This window comes from Micromonospora sp. KC213 (assembly GCF_004348325.1).
Classification (GTDB): domain Bacteria; phylum Actinomycetota; class Actinomycetes; order Mycobacteriales; family Micromonosporaceae; genus Micromonospora.
The window spans coordinates 1-20,109 of record NZ_SMKF01000071.1 but is presented as its reverse complement, the minus strand read 5'-3'; the positions used below and the strand labels follow the sequence as shown (position 1 = coordinate 20,109).

Here is a 20,109-nt window from a genome sequence, read left to right as displayed (position 1 = left end):
CCACGAGGAGTAATTGCTCTGTCTACGGTGTCCGTCGGACTAGCAGATACGAGCGTTGACTGGGGTGCTCGATGCCGGCGTAGGGTGCTCGGTCCAGTTGCGCTGTGAGGTGCAGGCCGGCCCGGGCCAGGGCCGCGGTCTCGGCGGCCGGGTCGAGGAAGCGGAAGGTGAGCTCGACGGGGTGGTGCCACCAGTCGGTGAGCGTCTTTGCCTGTCCGGCTTTGGTGTTCGCGTTGCTTGTGTGGAACGCGATCAGGACGTGACCGCCGGGGCGGAGTACGCGGGCGAACTCGGCGTAGGCTGCGGCTCGGTGATGCTGGTGGAGGTGGATCACCGCATACCAGCAGAGGATTCCGCTCACCGCCGCGGAGCGGATCGGCAGCGCGGTCATGTCCGCTGCGGCGCACGGGAGCGAGGCGGTGCGCCGTGCGATGGTGCACATCATCGGCGACAGGTCGACACCGAATGCCCTGGCCCCGCGGTGGGTCAGGGGCGCAGAGGTGTGACCAGGGCCGCATCCCACGTCGAGGACGGGCCCGCCGGCGGTCAGCTCGGCGAAGGCGTCCAGCAGGGCCCTGTCGAGGGCCTTGCCGCGCAGCTCGTCGCCGAGTTCGGCCGCGTAGCGCGCCGCCACGGTATCGTAACTGCGGCGCGTAGCGGATGCCTCGGCCGCGTGCGCTGAGGTCGGCTTGGTCATGCCCGTGTCCGATCTGGTCGCAGGATTACCTCGGCGCTGATCGGGGCGAACCCAGCGGCGAGGAAGGCCCGCAGGGATCGGGCGTTGCCCGGTGAGACGGCGGCGAAGACGGGTTTCCCGTCGGGGATCAGGGTGAGTGCATCGGTGAGCAGTGAGCGGCCCTCTCCATGACCGCTCTCCTGCGGACGGTGCAGTTCGATGCTTAGCTCGGTGCGTCCGGCGAGCCCGGCCGCGAGGGTGACAAGTCCACGGTCGTCGCCGAACACCCGGACGTGTGTGCGCAGCTGCCGGGCGTGCTGAACCCGGGGATGATCGTCGGCGTGGGTGAGCGGCTGTAGGCGCGGCGTTCCGCCGACACCACGGCGGGCCAACGTAGCGTCGATGACGCCGATCCACCCGGTAGTGCCGGCGAGAGCGCGCAGGAAGTCCGGAGCCAGGGAGCCACCGAAACCGTCCGGCCGGTGCGCATGTACGTCCGCAGCGGGCAGCGCGGTAGCGACGACCGCATGCCCGGTGAAGGCGACCGAGCATTCCAGACCGCCGGTCCGGGCGCAGATCGCCGTCACCCATTTGTCGTCGTCCGCGTCCAGGGTGTTGCCGGCGCGGGCCCGGAACAGCTCGGCGGCGTCGTCCGGGCCGAGCGGGCCCAGCTGGTGCAGGCTCTCCCCGGCGATGGCGAGCGGTTCCTGACTGGTGGCGAGGATGCGCACCCCGGGGGCGGCCCGCAACAGCAGCAAGGCGAGTTCGGCGACCGGTTCCACCAGGTGCTCGCAGTTGTCCAGGACGAGCAGCATCCGGTGCCCGCGCAGGGCGTCGGCGAGCCGGTCGGCCAGCTCGGCGGGGCGCCCCCGATCGGCGATCTCGTCGCGTACGCCCAAAACGCCCGCCACCACGTCGGCGACCTCCGCCACGCCGCCGGCGCGCAGCGCGGCGAGTTCGACCAGCCACGCATCGTCCGGTGACTGCGCCGCCGCGGCCAGCACCAGCCGGGTCTTACCCACCCCGCCGGGACCGGTCACCGTGACCAGCCGCGCGGAGGCGAGCAGTCCGCGCACCGCCGCCACCTGCTCGTCGCGGCCGACCAGTGCCGAGATCGGCGCGGGCAGGTGCGGCCGCGGCCGGACCGCCGAGGTCACCGGCGGGACGGCCGGGGCCAGGGCGGGATCCTGGGTCAGCACCGCCTGGTGCAGGGCCACCAGTTCCGGCCCGGGATCCAGGCCGAGTTCCTCGGCCAGCGCCCGGCGCACCTCGTCGAACCCGGCCAGTGCCTCGCTCTGCCGTCCGGACCGGTAGAGGGCGCGCAGGTGCGCCGCCCGGAGTCGTTCCCGCAGCGGGAGCTCGGCCACCAGGGGCGCCAGCTCGTCCGCCAGCAAGCTGTGGTCGCCCAGCGCCAGCCGTACCTCCGCCTGCTCCTCCAGCGCGGTCAGCCGCTGCTCCGCCAGGCCGGTCGCGGCGGACCGGGCGAATTCCGCGTCGGGGAAATCGGTGTACGCGGGGCCGCGCCACAGCGCCAGCGCGTCCGCCAGGAGTCCCGCCTTGGCCAGCGGATCGTCGGTGGCGCGGGCCCGTGCCAGCAGGTCGGTGAACTGTTCGGCGTCCACGTCGCCGGCGCACAACACGTACCCCGCCGGCTGGAAGGCGACCAGTTCCCGGCCGCCCGGCTCGGCCCGCTCCAGGGCGCGGCGCAGCTGGGACACCTTCGTCTGCAGGGTGTTGGCCGGGTTGCCGGGCGGCTCGGTGCCCCAGAGGTCGTCGATGAGCCGGTCCGCCGACACCGGACGGCCCCGCTGTGCCAGCAGGTCGGCCAGCAGCGCGCGGACCTTCGCCTCGGGTATCCGCACCGGCCGCCCGTCGGACGTCCACACCGCCAACGGCCCCAGCACCCCGAATCGCACGAGATCACGCTACCCGCAGCGGACCGTCAGCGGATCGTGCGTGGCCCCGGGCAGCGTGTGTAGCCGAAGCCCCACCGCAATCCACAGAGGAGAACGACATGACCGAAAACCGGGAAATCCACCTGGCCGCCTACCCCGTCGGCGAGCCCACCCTGGAGAACTTCACGCTCGTGCGGGGCGAAGTGCCGGAACCCGCCGAGGGCCAGATTCTGGTCCGCAACACCTGGATGTCGGTGGACCCGTACATGCGAGGCCGGATGCGCAACGTCGAGTCCTACCTGCCGCCCTTCTCGCTCGGCGCGCCCATGGAGGGCTCGGCGGTGGGTGAGGTGGTGAGCTCGCGGGCCGCGAGCGTACCGGTCGGCGCGACCGTGACCCACTTCCTCGGCTGGCGCGAGTACGCCGTGCTCGACGCCGCCGCGGCAACCGTCATCGACACCACCCTCGCCCCGGCCAAGGCCTACCTGGGCCCGCTCGGCACCACCGGCCTGACCGCCTACGCCGCCCTCACCGAGGTCGCCCCGGCACGCGCGGGCGACGTGGTCTTCGTGTCGGCCGCGGCCGGCGCGGTCGGCAGCATCGCCGGCCAGCTGGCCCGCACGCTCGGCGCGGCCCGCGTCATCGGATCGGCCGGTGGCCCGGCGAAGGCCGAAAAGCTGGTCACCACGTTCGGGTACGACGCTGCGATCGACTACCGGGCCGGCTCGCTCGCCGAACAGCTCGCCGCCGCGGCGCCCGACGGCATCGACGTCTACGTCGACCACGTCGGCGGCGACCACCTGGTGGCGGCCATCGACGCGCTGCGCCCCGGCGGCCGAATCGCCATGGTCGGCGCGATCAGCGGCTACCACGCCACCGACCCGGTGCCCGGCCCGGCCAACCTGTTCCAACTCGCGGCCAAGGACGCCACCCTACGGGGCATGCTGATCGGCTCCTACTTCCACCTGTTCCCCGAGTGGATCGGCAAGGCCGCACCCCGGCTCGCCGACGGCACGCTGCGCACCGAGTACACCGTCGCCGACGGCCTGGACCAGGCGCCGACTGCTTTCCTCGACATGATGCGAGGCGCCAACGTCGGCAAGATGCTGGTACGGCTCTGACCCGGGCTTGTGGCTCACCCGCTACGAGGTCTGACGACCGGCGGCATGGTGAGCAGGGTGCTGAATACCGCCGCACCGACGACCCGGCGCCGATGATCTGCGCCGTGCGGTAGTCCGAACCGGTGTCGATCATGGCCAGGTAGACGCCTTTCGGTCGTGCCGGCGTGGTCGTTCACGATTTCGTCCGGCACGATCGATCAGGTCGCGGGCGCCGGCTCGCGGGCCGGCACGGGGTGCGGGGCAGCGGCAGGCCGGGCAGCCCGTCGAGGCTGGAAGCGATGTGCTCCTTCGTCTTGTAATGCCCATGAGCGTTGTTGACGGCGTGGCGGCTTGCGACGCGGCGAGACCTCCGGCGAGGTGTGAGGTGCTGACGCCCACACCGAAACCGGAGGTCTCATGGCCCACCGTAATGCCCGGCTGACCATCCACGGCCGGCGGCTGCTGTCCGCCACGAGTTGTCGGTGTCGCGGGGTGCGGTGCCGAGGTGGCAAGCCCGCCGCCGGGTACCAGCAGCGGCGGCCACGGGCCAGGATTCGGCGGATGGTGCCGAGGCCGACGCGGTGGCCCAGTCCGAACAGCTCGCCTGGGATTCTCTTGTGGCCCCAGCGGGGGGTTGTCCCGGGCCATCCGGCGGATGAGTTTGCGGATCTCGTCGCTGACGGGTGGTCGGCCGCCGCGGTGGGGGTATGTCCAGCGGCGTCGGACCAGCCGGCGGTGCCACGCTAGCAGCGTCGCCGGGGTCACGACACTCGGATCGCGACCAAATAGATCAGTTGGAGCACCATGACTATCAAGGTGCGTCAGCCAGGCTGGGGACCAGCTCACCGCGCGTGCGACGCGTATTGGCACCGTACAGGCCTCGTAGACCCCGGGAACCGGCTGGTCAGTCATGCCCATCCCGAGCTCAGGCGCGTGACGTGACAGTGCCGTGGAATACCACGCCGTCGGGCGGCTCGGCGCCGAACAGGACGTCGCCATGGAAGGTGGCCCGGCCGGACGATCCGTCCAAGGTGAACGCCGCTCGGTCGAACCGGCTGCCGTCGAAGCGGGTTGTCCCGTGGAACTGGGCGCCGGTGAACTCGGCGTACCCGCCCTCACAGCCGCTGAAGTCCAGCTCGACAAGCGTGGCGCCGCAGAGCCACAGGTTCATGTCCTTCCACTGCCCTGGGCCGGGCCGGAGCCGCTCTGCGAGTAGCCTCTGCGCCTGCTGGCGCAGCCGCAGCAGCGTGGTCTGCTCAGCGGTGCGGCCCTGCGCGTGCAGGTCGAACGGCACCGGGATCCGCAGGAACGAGCACAGCGTCGCCACGACACGCTGCCGCAGCTCGGGCCGGTCGTCACCGAGTTGGTTCAGGCTCCCCAGCCCGGCCGAGCGGATCGAGGGGTCCGGGTCGGCGAGCTGCTGGCTGTAGGGCGCCACGGAGGAGTCCGGCACCAGGTTTCCGCCGGTGCCGTCCGATCGCACCGTCCAGCCCAGCGGCCACTCGGACTCGCCGTCTTCGGTGCCGCCGGCCCAGTACGCGTCGCAGAGGTCGACCGAGGGCTGGTCGAGGTGCACCCGCCCTGCGAAGCGGGCCCCCGCGAACGTGGCCGCCGCCCCGAACCGGGCGTTGTAGAACCAGGCCGGGCCGTCGAACCGGACGCCAGCGAACGACGCGTCACCCGCGAACCGCGCGCCGTCCCCGCCCTCCTCCCAATCTTGGTAGTCCTCGATGAGCACCGCGACCGGCCAGTCCGGATCGTCCTCGTTGAGCTCCTCCCACGGCGCCGGGTCGATTTCCTCGACCGTCTCCCACGCCTCGTCGTCTTCCCACCACGTGTCGGTGCCACGCCCGAACCAGGCCATGCCGCCGAACGCTGCACCGGTGAAGTCCGCCCGGCCGCGAAACCGGACCCGGCCGAACTCGGCATCGCCTCCGAATCGCACCTCGGTAAAGCTGGCGTCGTCGTAGAAGACCGCTCGCTGGAACATGACCTCATCCTCGAACGTGACGCCGTCGAAGACCGTGGTGCCGTGGAACCGGGTGTCGGCGAACACGGCACCGCCGAGCCGGCAGCCGCTGAAGTCCGCGTCGACAAGCGTCGTACCGGACAGGTCGACGCTCACGCCCTGCCACGGTGCCTCTTGCGCCCGCAGCCGATCGGTGAGCGACCCAAGTACGACACGTCGCTCCTCGACCGCGACGCCGCTTGACCCAGCAGGGCCGCGCAGCCACTGGCAAATCGTGTCCGTGACCGGCTGCCGCAGCTCACCGTCGGCCACGGCCAGCCTGATTAGGTCTGCTGCGGCCACTTGTGCCGTGCCCGGGGCAGCCGTCGCGAGCCGGTCAGCCGCCGCCTCGTACGCCGTCGAGGTCTGATCCACGGCGCAGAGCGTAGTGCTTCGAGCCAAGTCCGGAGAAAACCGCGCGCAGATGCTCATCGGTCCGCAAGGGAGGAACGGCACCACTGGTGCTCTGATACGTCAGCAGGGCGGTCAGGTGGCGGCCTGGTTTCTCGCCGGACTGGCAATCGAAGCGTTTCTTTCGATCTATGGCGTAGCTCGAGCAGCGCCCGGGCGCAGGTCGGTGCTGGCGGTGTCGGGCGTGATGGTGGCGTTCGGCCTTGCCGGCATCCTGTCGATCGGAATACCCATCCTCGGTGCGGGTGTGTTGGCCCTGGTCGCTGCCACGCGCGCAGCGGGCACCGGGGCGGGGTCGCCCGCTCGGTAGCGGGTTCGCCGGTCTCGTACAAGGTGAGGTAGAGGTCTTTCCGCCGTTGCGCGGTCGAGCCGCAGCACGAATTGGTCCGCCACGCGGAGACGTGCGTTTCCGTCCCGGCATCGCGCAACCAAGATTGAGTGCACGGTCTGCCGCGAAGCGCTCGGACGCTGTCAGTGCCGGCTCGCCGACGGCGGTGTCCGCGACGGCGCCGCCGTCGCCGAACTGACCGGCCTGCTCAACCTGGCCGGCTGGCCGGCCGGGATGCGGGTCATCGTCCGGCGCGAACGCCCCCACCCCGGCGCCCAACTCACCCTGTTCGAGGACCGGGACGGCTGGCGCTACACCGCGTTCGTCAACAACACCACGGCAGGTGTCCTGCAGTGGTTGGAGGCCCGCCACCGCGCCCACGCCCGTGTCGAGGACCGGATCCGCTGCGCCAAGGACACCGGCCTGGGGGGCGTACCGCCGTCGCGGCCCTCCCCCAGCAGTATCGATCAACAACGATCAGCTCCGCCGGGCCCAAGGAGCCGGCGTCAGGCGCGAATCATCGAGGGTAGTGCCGGTGCCATTCTGGTTTCGGCTCGCACCCGCCCGATCCGATATAGTGGGGCCGGTTCGCTACCGAATCTGGGGCCGCTGTATCCGTCGCAGGGTGGGTTCGGCCCCGGCAATTGGAAAGGACGGACGATGGCCGGAGCTGCTGCGGCGGTAAAGCCCCAGATCACTTTTGGCAAGTTCCAGAATGTCGATCTCCGGGTGGCGCGGGTCCTGTCGGCGCCCATGGCCGAAAACACGCGCTTCCCGTGCCGGTTGATCGAGTTGGATCTCGGCCCGTTGGGCAAACGCGTCTCGGTCGGTCAGTACGCGCTGATCGGTGAGGACGAGCTGGTCGGTGCGAACGTGGTGGCGTGCGTCAATATCGGTGAGCGCGAAATGGGCCCGTACGTGTCGCAGGCGCTTGTGCTGGGGGCCCCGCATCCGGCGAGCCCCGAGGGGCAGGCTCAGGCGATTCCGATCGTGGTGGCCGGGGACGCCGTTCCCGGGGACGCCATCTACTGACGCGTCGCGGTTCCCTGGCGTCCGTGCGGTCGCGGCCGACCACCGCCAGCCCGGCGACGATGGCCGCCATCCCGGTGAGGGTCCAGAGGGTGGCATCCTCGCCGAGAACGAAGATGCCGAGTGCGCTCGCCATCAACGGTTCGGCGAGGCCGATGGCGGTGGCCGACGACACTGCTGTGGTCCGGAGGCCACGGATCCACAGCAGGTACGGCACCGCCGTCGCGCCGATGCCCAGCCACAGGGTGACGCCGATCCCGTTCCACGCGGTCAGCCACGTGAAGTCGTCACCGGCGGAGAGCGCGACGGTCGGCAGGCAGGCGAAACCGAAGAAGGTGCCGACCACGACCCGCCCATCGACCCCACGGGAGAGCAGCATCCGTCCGGCCACCGTATACGTCGAGTACGCGGCGGCGGCGGCCAGCGCGTACAGCACCCCGGAGAGCCGGACCAGCACCGCGCCGCCGGGAACGGAGAGCAGCGTCAGTCCGGCCACGGTCATCGCGGTCCCGACCGCCCAGACGCGGGTGAGTCTTTCCTTGATCGCCAGGCCGAGCAGGCCCGTGATCAACGGCGCGCAGCCGATCGCGATCAGGGTCCCGGTGGCGACGCCCGTACTGCGCACGGCGGAGAAGAACAGCGCCTGGTAGGCGGCGACCGAACCAATCCCGACCACGGTGAGCGCCCAGGTGGAGCGGGTCCAACAGGCGGCCATCCCGGCGGTTCCGCCGTGGGTCAGTGCCCACGCCAGCAGGATCAGTCCGCCCGTGCAGAGCCGGGCGGTGGCTATGCCGAGCGCGGACGCCTCGGGCGGCGCGAGTACCTGGGTGGCACCGGTGGTGCCCCACAACACGGCGGCGACCAGTACCAGGAGGCCCCCCTGCCGGCTGGCGTCGGGAATCGGTGTGATTTGCCGGTCCGGACCGGCGTAGGAGGATTCGGTTTGATGACCCATAGCGTGTGCCTGCTGTCTCTTGTACCGGAGCCATTGAACGGATCTTGAACCTGTAGTATCTTTATATCCCTCACTCTGAGTGAGGGATATAAATACGGGAAGTAATCTTCGGTGATGTACCTGTGAGCGACCGATAAGTCTGGAACCGATGTTCGATCTTCGGCGACTCCGCCTGCTTTCTCATTTCGCCTCTCTGGGCACGGTCAGTGCGGTCGGAAAATCGGCACAGCTGACTCCCTCTGCGGTGTCCCAGCAGCTTGCGACCCTGGAGAGGGAAATTGGCATGCCGTTGCTGGAGCGCAAGGGCCGTCAACTAACCCTGACTGAGGCCGGGCGGGTGCTGGTCCGCAGCGCCGAGCGCATCTTCGCCGAGGTGGAGCGGGCCAAGACCGAGCTCGCGCATCTGCGGGACGGCGTCGAAGGTGCCGTGCAGTTGGCGTCCTTTCCGAGCGTCTCCCGACTGGCGGTCCCGCAGGCCCTCGCGTTCTGCATGAACGAGGGACGCCCGGTCGAGATCGGCTTGCACGAGATGGAGGCCCACGAGAGCCTGCCGGCGTTGCGCCGTGGAGAGGTCGACCTCGCCCTGGTCGACGAGTACGACCCGTTGCCGGCGCTGGTCGAGCCCGGGACCGAGTTCACCCCCTTGTTCAGTGAACAGATGTATCTCGTCCTCCCGACGAAACACCCACTCGCCCGGCCGGCCCTCCCCATGACCGCGTACGCGGCCGAGCCGTGGCTGACTTGCCAGGTGGGCACCCTGTGCCACGCGGCCATGGTCAGCGCCTGCGCCGACGCCGGGTTCACGCCCGAGATCGCGTACATGAGCAACGACTTCACGGTCATGCTGGCCATGATCGAGGCCGGTCTGGGCATCGGGTTCGTGCCGGCGATCACCATCGCCCAGACCCGGTACGACGTGCGGTGCCTGGTGCTGGCCGAGCGCCCGTTGCGCCGACGGATCTCGGTGGCGGTGCGCAGCGCCGCCCGCAGCCGGCCCACACTGCGGCGGCTGATCAACGCGTTCACTGCGGTCACCGCCAATCTGGACGACACGGTCAGGCTCGGCACTACCGGTGCAGGCCCGGCTGACGGTGGGCGGGTGACGGCGCACTGACCGCCTCGGCGGGGCAGGCGAGCACCAACTTGTCCAGTACGGTACGTAGGTGCGTCCGGAGGCGACGCACCGACGACTCGTCCAGCCCGTCGGCGGGCGAGGGGGCCCAGCTCAGCCACACGGCCAACTGGTCGTCGAGGACCACGGCCGACACCTCCACCGGGTAGGGCCGCTCGGCACGCGGAGAGCGCGCCTCCCACGGCACGGGCGTGCCGTCGGTCCGGAACCGGCCGCCGGGCGGGCCGAGGTCACCCCGGCCCAGGTAGTTGAAGCAGACCAGAGCTGGCGGCGTCGCCCGGAGTGCCGCCGCCGTCCTCGGGTCGCCGCCGTGACGGCGGAGGACGCCGTAGCCGGTACCGCCGTGCGGCACCGCCGCCAACGCCGCCCGCGCGAGGGCCAGCTCGGTGGCCAGGTCGGTCGTCGGCGCGCTGGGCCAGGCGACCGGAAAGACGGCGGTGAACCACCCGATCAACCGGTCCAGTTGCGGCCACCGGTGCCGGCCGTGGGTTTCCAGGTCGAACGTCACGGCCCCGTCCGGACGCCAGCGGGCGAGCGCAAGCCCGACGGCCGCCGCCATCACGTCGTGGACGCACATGTCGAGCCGGGCCGGAGCCGGACCGAGCAACTGCCGGGTCGTCGCGGCCGGGACCCGAAACGTCAGGAGCCCTCCAGCCTGCTCGGGCCGGGCCGGGCCGCGCGCCGCCAGGCTCGGTGCCGCCCGCCGCAGGCGCAGAACGGAGAGCCAGTAGGCCGCCTCGTGGAGCTCCGCGCCGAGTGCCGGCAGGGCTTCGACCCAGCCCTGGAAGGTCTCCGCCTGCGCCGGCAGCGAGGGTTCCTCGCCGCTTTCCAGGGCGTCCAGCGCGACCACCAGGTCGTCGAGGAGAACGTGCCAGGAGACGATGTCGACGACGAGGTGGTGGATCGCGACGACGAGGTACGTGGTGTCGCCCTCTCGGTCGTGGACCAGCAGCGCCCGCAGGTGGTCACCGGTGGACGGATCGAGGGACCGGTGCAGCCGGTCGACGGCGGTGTCGCGCTCGGCGGTGCCGGTCACGTCGAGGGTGCGTACCAGCCGGTCGGAGGTGATCCCGTCGGCGGGCACCATCCGCACCCCGGTCCCGTCGTCGACGAACCGGGTGCGCAGGGCGGGGTGTGCCGCCACGAGGGCCCGGAGCGCGGCCTCCAGGTGCGCCGGGGCCAGCGGCCGGAGTACGCGGAGCCGCACGAACATGTTCCAGTACGTCCGGTCCGTGCGGACCCGTTCGGTGAACCACTCGTGTGCCGGCGCCGCAGCCGTCGGGGCCGTGGCCGGGCGGGTGCCGCCGGTCTCCGGCAGCACCGGCCGGGCCGGGGACCTGCCCAGGTACGCGACCAGGTCCGCCAGCACCGGGTGGGAGAGGAAGTCGGCCACGGAGACCGGTACGCCGGCCCGGCGCAGCCGGGCCACCACCCGCATGGCGAGGAGGGAGTCGCCCCCCTCGTGCAGGAAGTGGCTGTCGTCCGTCGGCGGTGGGCCACCCAGCGCCTCAGTGAAGCACCGGCGGACCAGTTCCGCCACCGGGGTGTCCTGCCGCAGCGGGGTGACCGGTTGGCCCCCGGGCGACCGGGGGGCGGGGGCCGACGGGTGCAGCCGGGCCAGGGCCAGCCGGTCGGTCTTCCCGTTGGACAGCAGGGGGATCCTCGCCACCGGCACGAGATGGGCGGGGACCATTCGTCCGGGCAACCAAGCCGCGAGCGCGGTACGCAGGTCCGTGGTGGTGCGGTGATCCGTCGGGTCGGACTCCACGAAGGCCGACAGTTCGGGCGCCCCGTCCAGGTCACGTTCCCGTACGGTGACCGCCACCGCGCGGACGCCCGGCACACCGAGGATGGCGGATTCCACCTCGCCGAGTTCGATCCGCTGTCCTGCGATCTTGATTTGGTCGTCGGCCCGGCCCAGGTAGAGCAGGTCTCCGCCAGGCAGGCGGCGGACCAGGTCGCCGGTGCGGTAGACCCGGTCGGTCCGTTCCCCACCGAGGTCGACGTGGTGGAACCGTTCCCGGGTGCGTTCGTCGTCGTCCAGGTAGCCGTCCGCCAGGCTCTCCCCGCCGATGTGCAGCTCACCGGTCTGACCATCGGGCACCGGCCGTCCGGCGTCGTCCAGGACGTAGCACCGGACGTTGTCCAGCGGCCGACCGATCGGGACGGTGGCCTGGTCCGCCCAGATGGCGGCGTTCTCGGGCACCGCCCGGTAGGCGGTCGCGTACGCGGTCTCGGTCGGGCCGTAGAAGTTGTAGAGCGGTTCCCGGCGGACGCAGTGGAAGGCCCGTTGCAGCGCGACCGGCAGCTTCTCGCCGGTGCTCATCACCGCCCGCAGGGACGTGTTCCGGACGAACGCCCCGGTTTCCGTCAACGCCCGGAGTTGCGCCGGGACGGTGTGCAGGACGGTGACCCGGTAGTTGTCGACGGTCGCCGCGAGCAGGTCGGGATCACCCTCGGCACCGGGGGGCGCGACGACCAGACAGGCCCCGGCGGCCAGGGTGGAGAACATCTCGTACGCGCTCACGTCGAAGGTCAGCGGCGTCTTGAGCACGAGGGTGTCGTCGGGCCGCAGCCCGAAGGTGCGCACGCAGGCGCGCACGTTGTTCGCGACCGCACGCTGGCTGAGTTGCACGCCCTTCGGGGTTCCCGTGGAGCCCGAGGTGTAGAGGATGTGTGCGGTGCCGTCGGGGGTGGCGTTGCTCGACGACGGGGCGTCCGTCGTGGACGCCTCGGCTTCCAGGAGCAGGTCGGCGAGGGCGACGTCCTCCCCGGGGCCGGCTGGTGCGGTGTGCCCACCGGCGGTGACCAGGAGGTGGACGCCGCTGTGCCGGCGGACGTACGCCAGCCGCCTGGCCGGATGGCCGGGGTCCAGCGGGACGTAGGCCGCACCCCGGCGCAGGATTGCGAGGATGAGCGCCACGCACTCGGCCGACCGGGACAGCAGCAGCCCGACCCGGGTGCCGGGGCCCACCCCGCGTTCACGCAGCGCGCCGGCCAGCCGCCCGATCCGCCGGTCCAGCTCGGTGTAGGTCCAGCTCTGTCCCTGGCTGCGCAGGGCACAGCGGTCGGGATGGGCCACCACGTTTCTCTGCAGCAGCGTGTCGACCGTCCCGTTGGTCGGTGTCTCGTTGCCAAGCACGGCCCAACCTCCTGCATATCTGCGTGATTCGGCGCGATCATCATCCGTTGCCGGGCAATTGTAGGGGACTTGCCCCATTGGTTGACCTGTCATTTGGTGCAGAATCGCTACAAGCTCGATGTAGAAATTTTTCATTGATTTACGCCATCGATGCAGATAGAAATGCTGGGGTCGCCTGGTAGGCATTTCAGGGTCACCTGGCGGCCAGCGTGCCCGGGACAATGGGGAGTAGGGGGGCCGCGACGACAGTTCGGCTCCGCCAATTCAGGCATCGGGCACCTCGCAGCGCAGCGATCCGGTTGCTGGTTCTGCTCAGTCGGTTGGTTCTGCTCGAACATCCGTTTTGACTAGGGGAGATCCATGTCATCTACCGATCAGTTCGCCGACACGATTACATATCGCTCGGACTGGTACCGCGAGTACCGCCATCTTCGCGGAGTCGACGAGGTCAAGAAGCGTCTGGAGCGCGACGCCCTGTTCCACACGCTCGCCGAGCGCGGACAGCTCACCGGCCGGATGCTCGACGTGGGCACCGCCACGGGCCGGTACCCGATGCTGTTCGCCCGCGCCGGATGGCGCAGCGTCGGCCTGGACGTCGCGGACGCGGCGGTCGCCATGGCCCAGGAGGAACTGCGTCGGTCCGACATCACCGACCGGGTGGAGCTGGTCTGCGGGGACATCCGTACCGTCACGCTTCCGAAGCAGAGCTTCGACCTCGCGACCTTCATGATGGGCACGTTCGCTCACATCCCGGACGCCGACCGGATCGACACGCTGGCCACCGTCCACGGCCTCCTCGCCACCGGCGGATGTGTGGTGATCTCGAACTGGAACACCTCGTGGCCGGACGGACGGATGCTGTCGCTCTACGGGTCCGCCGACCGCGAATGGCTGCTGCGGGCCACGCCGGCGCCCGAGGAGACCGCGGCGATGCTCACCGCCGCCGGGTTCGGCACGGTGAACGTGCAGCACTTCTGCCCGTTCACCGACGCGCAGATCGACCACTGGATCGGGTCGCACGAGGACTCGCCCGACCGTATCCAGGCTTACATGCTGAACAACAACATCTCGATCCCCGGCCAGATGTACCTCGTCGCGGGGGCCAAGGACGCCACGGGGACCGGGGAATGACCACCGAACCGACCCTGACGTGGGACGACGGAGCCATCGTCACCGTGGACCAGACCGCTCTGCCGCACCGCCGGAACGTTCTGCGTATCACCACGGTGGACGAACTGATCGACGCGATCGCACGACTCGCGATCCGGGGAGCCCCGGCGCTGGGGATCGCGGGTGCCCTGGGCGTCGCGATGTCCGCGTACCGGCACGGGGCGGACGAGCCGGTACGGAGGGACGCCACGCGCCTGGCCGCAGCCCGGCCGACGGCGGTCAACCTGGCCTGGGGGGTCGACCGTGCCCTGAGCCGGCTGGCCGAGGGCGCCGACGCGGTACTCGCCGAAGCCACCGCCCTCGCCGAGGAGGACGAGCGGGTCAACCGGGCCGCGTCGTCCCGGGCCGCGGATCTCATCCGGGGACTCTGCCCCCGGCCACGGCTGCGGATCCTGACCCACTGCCACACCGGGCGGTTGGCGACCGGCGGGGTGGGTACGGCGCTGGGTGCCGTACACCACCTCGCCGGGCACGGCCAGGTCGAGATGGTCTTCGCCACCGAGACCCGACCGCTGCTCCAGGGGGCCCGCCTGACCGTGTGGGAGCTGCGCGACGCCGCCATACCCCATCGGCTCCTGGTGGACTCGGCGGCGGCAAGCGCGCTGGCCGCCGGCCTGGTGGACTGCGTCGTGGTCGGTGCCGACCGGATCGCCGCCAACGGTGACGTCGCCAACAAGATCGGCACGTACCCGTTGGCCGTGGCGGCGGCCCGCCACCGCGTGCCGTTCGTGGTCGTCGCGCCGGAGTCGACCATTGACGAGGGAACGCCCGGCGGGGCCGCGATCTCGATCGAGCAGCGGCCGGGCGACGAGGTGGTCTCCATCGCCGGTGTCGGTATCACCTGCGCCGGCACACAGGTGTTCAACCCGGCCTTCGACGTCACGCCGAGGGATCTGGTCACCGCGATCGTGACCGAGGACCGCATCTGGTACCCCGCCGACCCGGGCACCGGTGACCTGGCGGACCGGATCGACCGGCTCGCCGCGGTGGTCGAGGATTTCCCCCGGCCCGGGGTGCGGTTCCGTGACCTGGCCGGTGTCTACGCGCAGCCGGCGACGCTCGGGGCGGCGGCCCACGCCCTGGCCGCCGCGTACCGGGACGCGTTCAGTCACGTCGTCGCGGTCGAGGCACGCGGCTTCATGGTGGGCACCGCGGTCGCGCTGGCCACGGGGAAGCCGCTGGCCCTGGTCCGGAAGGCCGGCAAGCTACCCGGGCCGTTGCGGTCGGTGAAGTACGACCTGGAGTACGGCGAGGACGTGCTGGAGATGCAGGAGTCCGCGGTGCCACCGGACGGGCGGGCGCTGATCGTGGACGACGTGCTGGCCACCGGCGGCACCCTGGCCGCGGCGGCGAAGCTGGTCACCGAGAGCGGCGCCGCGGTGGCCGGGTTCGGCGTGCTGCTGGAGCTGGCCGGGCTGGGCGGAGCCCGTCGACTGCACCCCCACCGGGTGGTCGCGCTCCGGACCGACCGGTCATGACGGCGCACCCCGTGGACGTCGTCTCCACTGCCCCGAACGACGCTGCTGCGGACCCGTACGACGCCGCCGTCGGGCTGAGCGCGACGGCGCGGGCCCTCTACGACCGGGGCTGGATGCCGGGCACCTCGGGCAACATCTCGATCCGGTCCGGAGCCGACGCGGTCCTGATCACCGCCAGCGGGCTGGGCAAGGGGCGGCTCACCTCCGCCGACACGGTGCTCGTCCGGGCCGACACCGGTGCGCCGGTGCGGCCCGGCTCGCTCCGGCCCTCCGCCGAGACCTGCATCCACCTGGCCGTCTACCGGGCCTTCCCGGCGGTCGGGGCGGTGGTGCACGCCCATCCGCCGTACGCGACCGCGCTGGCGAGCCGCAGGTCCCGGGCCGGAGGCGGGCCGGTGCGCTTCACCGACCTGGAGTTGATCAAGGGCATGGGTCGGTCGTACCTGGACAGCATCGAGATCCCCCTGTTCGCCAACTGGCGCGAGGTGCCCCGGATCGCGGCGGAGGTCGGTGAGCACTTCGCCCGCCCGGCGACCGACCCCGCACCCGCGCTGCTCATCGCTCACCACGGCGCGACCACCTGGGGAGCCGACTTGGCCGAGGCGAGCGACCGCCTCGAGTGCCTCGAAACGCTCTGCCAGCTCGCCCTCCTCATCGGTGACTGAGACACACCCATCGGACGGCAGCGACCCAGTGAGGGAGAACACCGTGACACTGCTGCAGATCATGCCCGACGACGACGCCCGGATGGTGCTGGAGCGCACCGACCGGCCCGACGAGATCCGCGAGGCCCTCAGCCCGCTCAACGTGCAGTTCGAGCAGTGGGAGCTCGGTCGGCAGGTGGCCCCGGACGCCTCGCCCGACCACGTTCTCGCCGCCTACCGGCCGGAGGTGGACCGGATCTGCGCCCAGGGCGGGTTCCGGCTCGTCGACGTCGTACGGATGAAGCCCGACGAGACCGACCCGCAGTGGCCGGACAAGGCCCACGCGGCGCGGACGAAGTTCCTCTCGGAACACACCCACGACGAAGACGAGGTGCGGTTCTTCGTCGAAGGGTCCGGCTGCTTCTACCTGCACGTGGGCGCGAAGGTGTACGCGGTGGTGTGCGAGGCGGGCGACCTGCTCTGGGTGCCGCGGGGCACGTCGCACTGGTTCGACATGGGTGGCCGGCCGGAGTTCACCGCCATCCGGTTCTTCCAGGAGGAGGACGGCTGGATCGGCAACTTCCTGCCGGACAGCATCGCCAGCGGATTCCCCAGCCTGGACGAGCTGCGCACGGCCCGGCTGCCATGAGCCGCGCAGTCGTCCTCGACGTGGAGGGAACCACCAGCTCGATCGGCTACGTGCATGACCAACTGTTCCCGTACGCGTCCCGGGTATTGGGGTCCTGGGTGGCGACCCACGGCGGCGAGCCGGCGGTCGCCGACGCGCTGCGGTCCGCGGCCAGGATCGCCGGCCGGCCGGACGCCGGCCGGGACGAGATCGTCGACATCCTGCGGGACTGGATCCGGCGGGACGCCAAGGTCGCGCCCCTGAAGACCATCCAGGGGCTGATCTGGCAGGACGCCCTCGCTAGTGGCGCACTCGTGTCACACGTGTACGACGACGTGCCACGGGCACTGCGGGCGTGGACAGCGCGGGGATGGACCGTGCACATCTTCTCGTCCGGGTCCGTGGCCGCGCAGCGGGCGTGGTTCCGGCACAGCCCGCACGGCGACCTGCTGCCGTTCCTCACCGGGTTCTTCGACCTGGAGAGCGGCGGCGCCAAGCGGGAACCGGACTCGTACCGTTCGATCGCCCGGTCGATCGGCACCGACCCGGCCACGATCGTGTTCCTGTCCGACGTGGCCGCCGAGCTGGACGCGGCCCGGGCGGCGGGCTGGCACACCGTCGCGGTCCAGCGGGACGACACGCCGCCGGTGGGCGGCGACCATCCGGTCGTCACCACCTTCGACCAGCTCGACCTGCGGGGCGACCTGACCGGCGGGCCGCTGCCGGTGGGCCACGGCCTGCCGGCCGCGCGGTCCGGTGCCGGAGGGCCGCGATGATCCGGGTACCCGCCTGCCCGACTGGCACCGGCACCGGCTCGGGCACGACGATCTTCACCGAGATGACCGCGCTGGCGCAGCGGACCGGGGCGGTCAACCTCGGGCAGGGCTTCCCGGACACCGACGGCCCACCGGCCATGCTGGAGGCGGCCCGGACCGCCATCGCGGCGGGCGCGAACCAGTACCCGCCGCTAGCCGGGCTTCCCGAACTGCGGGAGGCGATCGTCGCCCAGCGGGCCCTGCGCTACGGCACCCACTACCACCCGGACAATGAGGTCCTGGTGACGACGGGAGCAACCGAGGCCCTGGCGGCGGCCTTGCTGGCACACTGCGCGCCGGACGACGAGGTCATCGTCTTCGAGCCGTACTACGACTCGTATGCCGCCAGCATCGCCCTGGCGCGGGGTCGGCGACGGGTCGTACCGATGCGTCCCGACGCCACCGGCCGATTCGGGTTCGACCCGGGCGACCTGTCGGCCGCGGTCTCGCGCCGCTCCCGGGTACTGCTGCTGAACAGTCCGCACAACCCCACCGGCACGGTGTTCGACGCCGAGGAGTTGGCCGCCATCGCCGACTGCTGCCAGCGCAACGACCTGGTCGCCGTCACCGACGAGGTCTACGAGTACCTGACCTACGACGGTGCCGTGCATACCCCGCTCGCCACCCTGCCGGGGATGCGGGAACGGACGCTGTCCATCTCGTCGGCGGGGAAGACGTTCAGCGCCACCGGCTGGAAGGTCGGCTGGGTGTGCGGTCCCACCCATCTGCTCGAGCCGGTGCGGCGGGTCAAGCAGTACCTGACCTTCGCCTCGGGCACCGCCTTCCAGGTCGCGGTGGCGCAGGCACTCGGAACCCAGCAGCCCTGGGTGCGGGCCCAGGCGGCGCGGTTGCAGGCCAACCGCGAGCGGTTACGGGCCAGTCTGGTGGCCACCGGTCTGACCCCGTACGCATGTCAGGGAACGTACTTCCTACAGGCCGACATCCGACCCCTCGGTACGGCGGACGGCATCCGCTTCTGCCGGGAGCTGCCGCACCGGGCCGGGGTCGCCGCGATCCCCAGCGCCGTCTTCTACGACGACCCCGCCGACGGGTTGCCGATCGTCCGCTTCGTGTTCTGCAAGGAGCCGGAGGTGTTGGACGAGGCGGCGCGCAGACTGGCCGGCCTCACCACGCCCTACCACCAGGAGGCAGTATGACCACGCAGGCACGACCCGACGTCGGGATTATCGGCGGCACCGGGTTCTACGCGCTGCTCGCGGAGAGCGAACAGATCACGGTCGACACCCCGTTCGGCCCGCCGAGCGGTCCGGTGACGGTGGGCGAGGTGGGCGGCAGGACGGTCGCCTTCCTCGCCCGGCACGGTGCCGACCACCGCTTCCCCCCACACAAGATCAATTATCGTGCCAACATCTGGGCGCTGCGCGCCGCCGGGGTACGTCAGGTCCTCGCGCCCTGTGCCGTGGGCTCGCTCCTGCCCGAACTGGGGCCGGGCAGCCTGGTGGTGCCGGACCAGATCGTGGACCGTACCTCCGGGCGGCACCGGACCTACTACGACTCGGGCGCGGTACACGTCTCGTTCGCCGATCCGTACTGCCCCGTCGGTCGGGAAACCGTGCTGAAGACCGCCCGTGAGTACGGCGGCCCGGTGACCGACGGAGGAACCACCGTGGTGATCGACGGACCGCGCTTCTCCAGCCGGGCCGAATCGCGGTGGTACGCCCGGCAGGGGTGGTCGCTGGTCAACATGACCGGCCAGCCCGAGGCGACCCTGGCCCGGGAACTCGCCCTGTGCTATACCTCCATCGCCCTGGTGACCGACCTGGACGCCGGCCTCGCCCCCGGCGACGAAGTCCAGCAGCAGGACGTCTTCCAGGTCTTCGCCGAGAACGTCGAACGGTTGCGGGCCATCCTGCTCCGGGTGGTCGACGCGCTGCCCCGGACACCCGCCTGCCGGTGCGGTGCGACGCTGGAGGGCATCGATCTCCCGTTCGAGCCGGCCTGAGCGGGGGATGCGGTGTCCGACCTGCTGGCCCGCCTGGAACGGCTGCCGTTCTCCCGACCGCATTTGACCCTGCTCGCCATGGGGGGCCTCGGGCTCACCTTCGACGGCCTCGACGTCGCCACCGTCGCCTTCGTCCTGCCCTCGATCACCGAGGAGTGGCAGCTCAGCAGCGGTCAGACCGGTCTGGTGGGAAGTTCCACGCTCATCGGCTTCTTCTTCGGAGCCCTCGGTGCCGGCATCATCGCCGACCGGATCGGCCGGCGTCGGGTGATGATGTGGGCGCTGGCCGTGTTCTGCCTGGCCACCCTGGTCGCGGCGGTCTCTCCCAACTGGGAGTTCTTCTTCCTGGCCCGGTTGGTCGCCGGCATCGGCACCGGGGCCGAGTCGGCGATCATCCCGGCGTTCCTCTCCGAGTTCGTCCCCGGACGACTCCGTGGCCGGTTCATCGGTGCGCTCGCCGGCTTCTTCTCCTTCGGGTACGTCGGTGCCGCTTTGCTGGCCCGGTGGATCGTCCCGATGGGGCCGGAGGGATGGCGGGTGCTCCACGTGGTCGCGGCCGTGCCCATCGTCCTGTTGCTGTGGTGGCGTCGGTCCGTGCCGGAGTCACCCCGTTTCCTGCTCGCCCAGGGGCGGACCGACGAGGCCCGCGCCGTGGTCGAGGCGATCGAACGGCAGGCAGCGGGGTCGGCCGCCATCTGGCCGGCCGCCCCGTCACCCACCGTCGCCCCGTCACCC

16 protein-coding genes and 1 pseudogene are annotated in these 20,109 nt (G+C 71.2%); 12 read left to right on the top strand and 5 right to left on the bottom strand.

Features of this window, described 5'->3' with window-relative positions; translation table 11 throughout:
* Window positions 1-22: 22 nt before the first annotated feature.
* The gene (locus E1166_RS30975) at window positions 23-697 is read right to left on the bottom strand and encodes a class I SAM-dependent methyltransferase (protein WP_165944355.1); all 675 of its coding nucleotides are present in this window, start codon (window positions 695-697) and stop codon (window positions 23-25) included.
* Window positions 694-2,592, bottom strand: a complete 1,899-nt coding sequence (locus tag E1166_RS32540) for a BTAD domain-containing putative transcriptional regulator (RefSeq protein ID WP_132339799.1) — start codon at window positions 2,590-2,592, stop codon at window positions 694-696. Before E1166_RS32540 ends, E1166_RS30975 begins: the two co-directional genes overlap by 4 nt.
* Window positions 2,593-2,690: 98 nt before the next feature.
* Between E1166_RS32540 and E1166_RS16205 the strand changes: the two genes are divergently transcribed.
* The gene (locus E1166_RS16205) at window positions 2,691-3,692 is read left to right on the top strand and encodes an NADP-dependent oxidoreductase (protein WP_132339797.1); all 1,002 of its coding nucleotides are present in this window, start codon (window positions 2,691-2,693) and stop codon (window positions 3,690-3,692) included.
* Between the two features lie 904 nt (window positions 3,693-4,596).
* On the opposite strand, the gene E1166_RS16195 is transcribed toward E1166_RS16205, so the two are convergent.
* A complete protein-coding gene (locus tag E1166_RS16195) occupies window positions 4,597-6,054 on the bottom strand; it encodes a pentapeptide repeat-containing protein (protein ID WP_165944354.1) in 1,458 nt (485 codons plus the stop codon).
* Window positions 6,055-6,103: 49 nt separating this feature from the next.
* Here E1166_RS16195 and E1166_RS16190 point away from each other — a divergent pair, with 49 nt between their 5' ends.
* Together E1166_RS16190 and E1166_RS16185 are read left to right on the top strand one after the other, a co-directional pair.
* Window positions 6,104-6,400 carry a hypothetical protein gene (locus E1166_RS16190; RefSeq protein ID WP_132339793.1) on the top strand — a complete coding sequence of 99 codons (297 nt, stop codon included), beginning with the start codon at window positions 6,104-6,106 and terminating at the stop codon, window positions 6,398-6,400.
* Window positions 6,401-6,577: 177 nt separating this feature from the next.
* Window positions 6,578-6,856: pseudogene (locus E1166_RS16185) on the top strand (IS1380 family transposase); the annotation flags it as partial.
* Between the two features lie 448 nt (window positions 6,857-7,304).
* Here the strand turns inward: E1166_RS16185 and E1166_RS16180 are convergent.
* On the bottom strand, window positions 7,305-8,402 hold the full coding sequence (locus E1166_RS16180) for an EamA family transporter (RefSeq protein ID WP_132339791.1): 1,098 nt from the start codon (window positions 8,400-8,402) through the stop codon (window positions 7,305-7,307).
* Window positions 8,403-8,550: 148 nt separating this feature from the next.
* On the opposite strand from E1166_RS16180, the gene E1166_RS16175 reads away from it, so the two are divergent.
* Entirely contained in the window at window positions 8,551-9,516 is a 966-nt protein-coding gene (locus tag E1166_RS16175) for a LysR family transcriptional regulator (protein WP_132339789.1), read from the top strand.
* On the opposite strand, the gene E1166_RS16170 is transcribed toward E1166_RS16175, so the two are convergent.
* Window positions 9,470-12,676 (bottom strand): non-ribosomal peptide synthetase, encoded by a 3,207-nt coding sequence (locus E1166_RS16170; protein ID WP_165944353.1) that lies wholly within the window; start codon window positions 12,674-12,676, stop codon window positions 9,470-9,472. The genes E1166_RS16175 and E1166_RS16170 overlap by 47 nt on opposite strands.
* Before the next feature lie 360 nt (window positions 12,677-13,036).
* Here E1166_RS16170 and E1166_RS16165 point away from each other — a divergent pair, with 360 nt between their 5' ends.
* From E1166_RS16165 to E1166_RS16130, 8 genes are all read left to right on the top strand, one after another.
* Window positions 13,037-13,807: a class I SAM-dependent methyltransferase gene (locus E1166_RS16165; RefSeq protein ID WP_132339785.1), complete on the top strand. Its 771-nt coding sequence runs from the start codon at window positions 13,037-13,039 to the stop codon at window positions 13,805-13,807.
* The gene (gene mtnA / locus E1166_RS32055) at window positions 13,804-15,324 is read left to right on the top strand and encodes an S-methyl-5-thioribose-1-phosphate isomerase (protein ID WP_132339783.1); all 1,521 of its coding nucleotides are present in this window, start codon (window positions 13,804-13,806) and stop codon (window positions 15,322-15,324) included. Before E1166_RS16165 ends, mtnA begins: the two co-directional genes overlap by 4 nt.
* Window positions 15,321-15,989: a methylthioribulose 1-phosphate dehydratase gene (gene mtnB, locus E1166_RS16155; RefSeq protein ID WP_132339781.1), complete on the top strand. Its 669-nt coding sequence runs from the start codon at window positions 15,321-15,323 to the stop codon at window positions 15,987-15,989. Before mtnA ends, mtnB begins: the two co-directional genes overlap by 4 nt.
* A gap of 43 nt (window positions 15,990-16,032) precedes the next feature.
* Complete coding sequence (locus E1166_RS16150; protein ID WP_207914261.1) at window positions 16,033-16,617, top strand: cupin domain-containing protein; 585 nt, start codon at window positions 16,033-16,035, stop codon at window positions 16,615-16,617.
* Entirely contained in the window at window positions 16,614-17,372 is a 759-nt protein-coding gene (gene mtnC / locus E1166_RS16145) for an acireductone synthase (protein WP_132339779.1), read from the top strand. The genes E1166_RS16150 and mtnC overlap by 4 nt, the downstream gene beginning before the upstream one ends.
* The gene (locus tag E1166_RS16140) at window positions 17,369-18,568 is read left to right on the top strand and encodes a pyridoxal phosphate-dependent aminotransferase (protein WP_132339777.1); all 1,200 of its coding nucleotides are present in this window, start codon (window positions 17,369-17,371) and stop codon (window positions 18,566-18,568) included. The genes mtnC and E1166_RS16140 overlap by 4 nt, the downstream gene beginning before the upstream one ends.
* Window positions 18,565-19,374, top strand: a complete 810-nt coding sequence (locus E1166_RS16135) for an S-methyl-5'-thioadenosine phosphorylase (protein ID WP_132339775.1) — start codon at window positions 18,565-18,567, stop codon at window positions 19,372-19,374. Before E1166_RS16140 ends, E1166_RS16135 begins: the two co-directional genes overlap by 4 nt.
* Window positions 19,375-19,386: 12 nt before the next feature.
* Window positions 19,387-20,109: MFS transporter (locus E1166_RS16130; RefSeq protein WP_207914260.1), on the top strand; the 723-nt coding region annotated here is incomplete at its 3' end.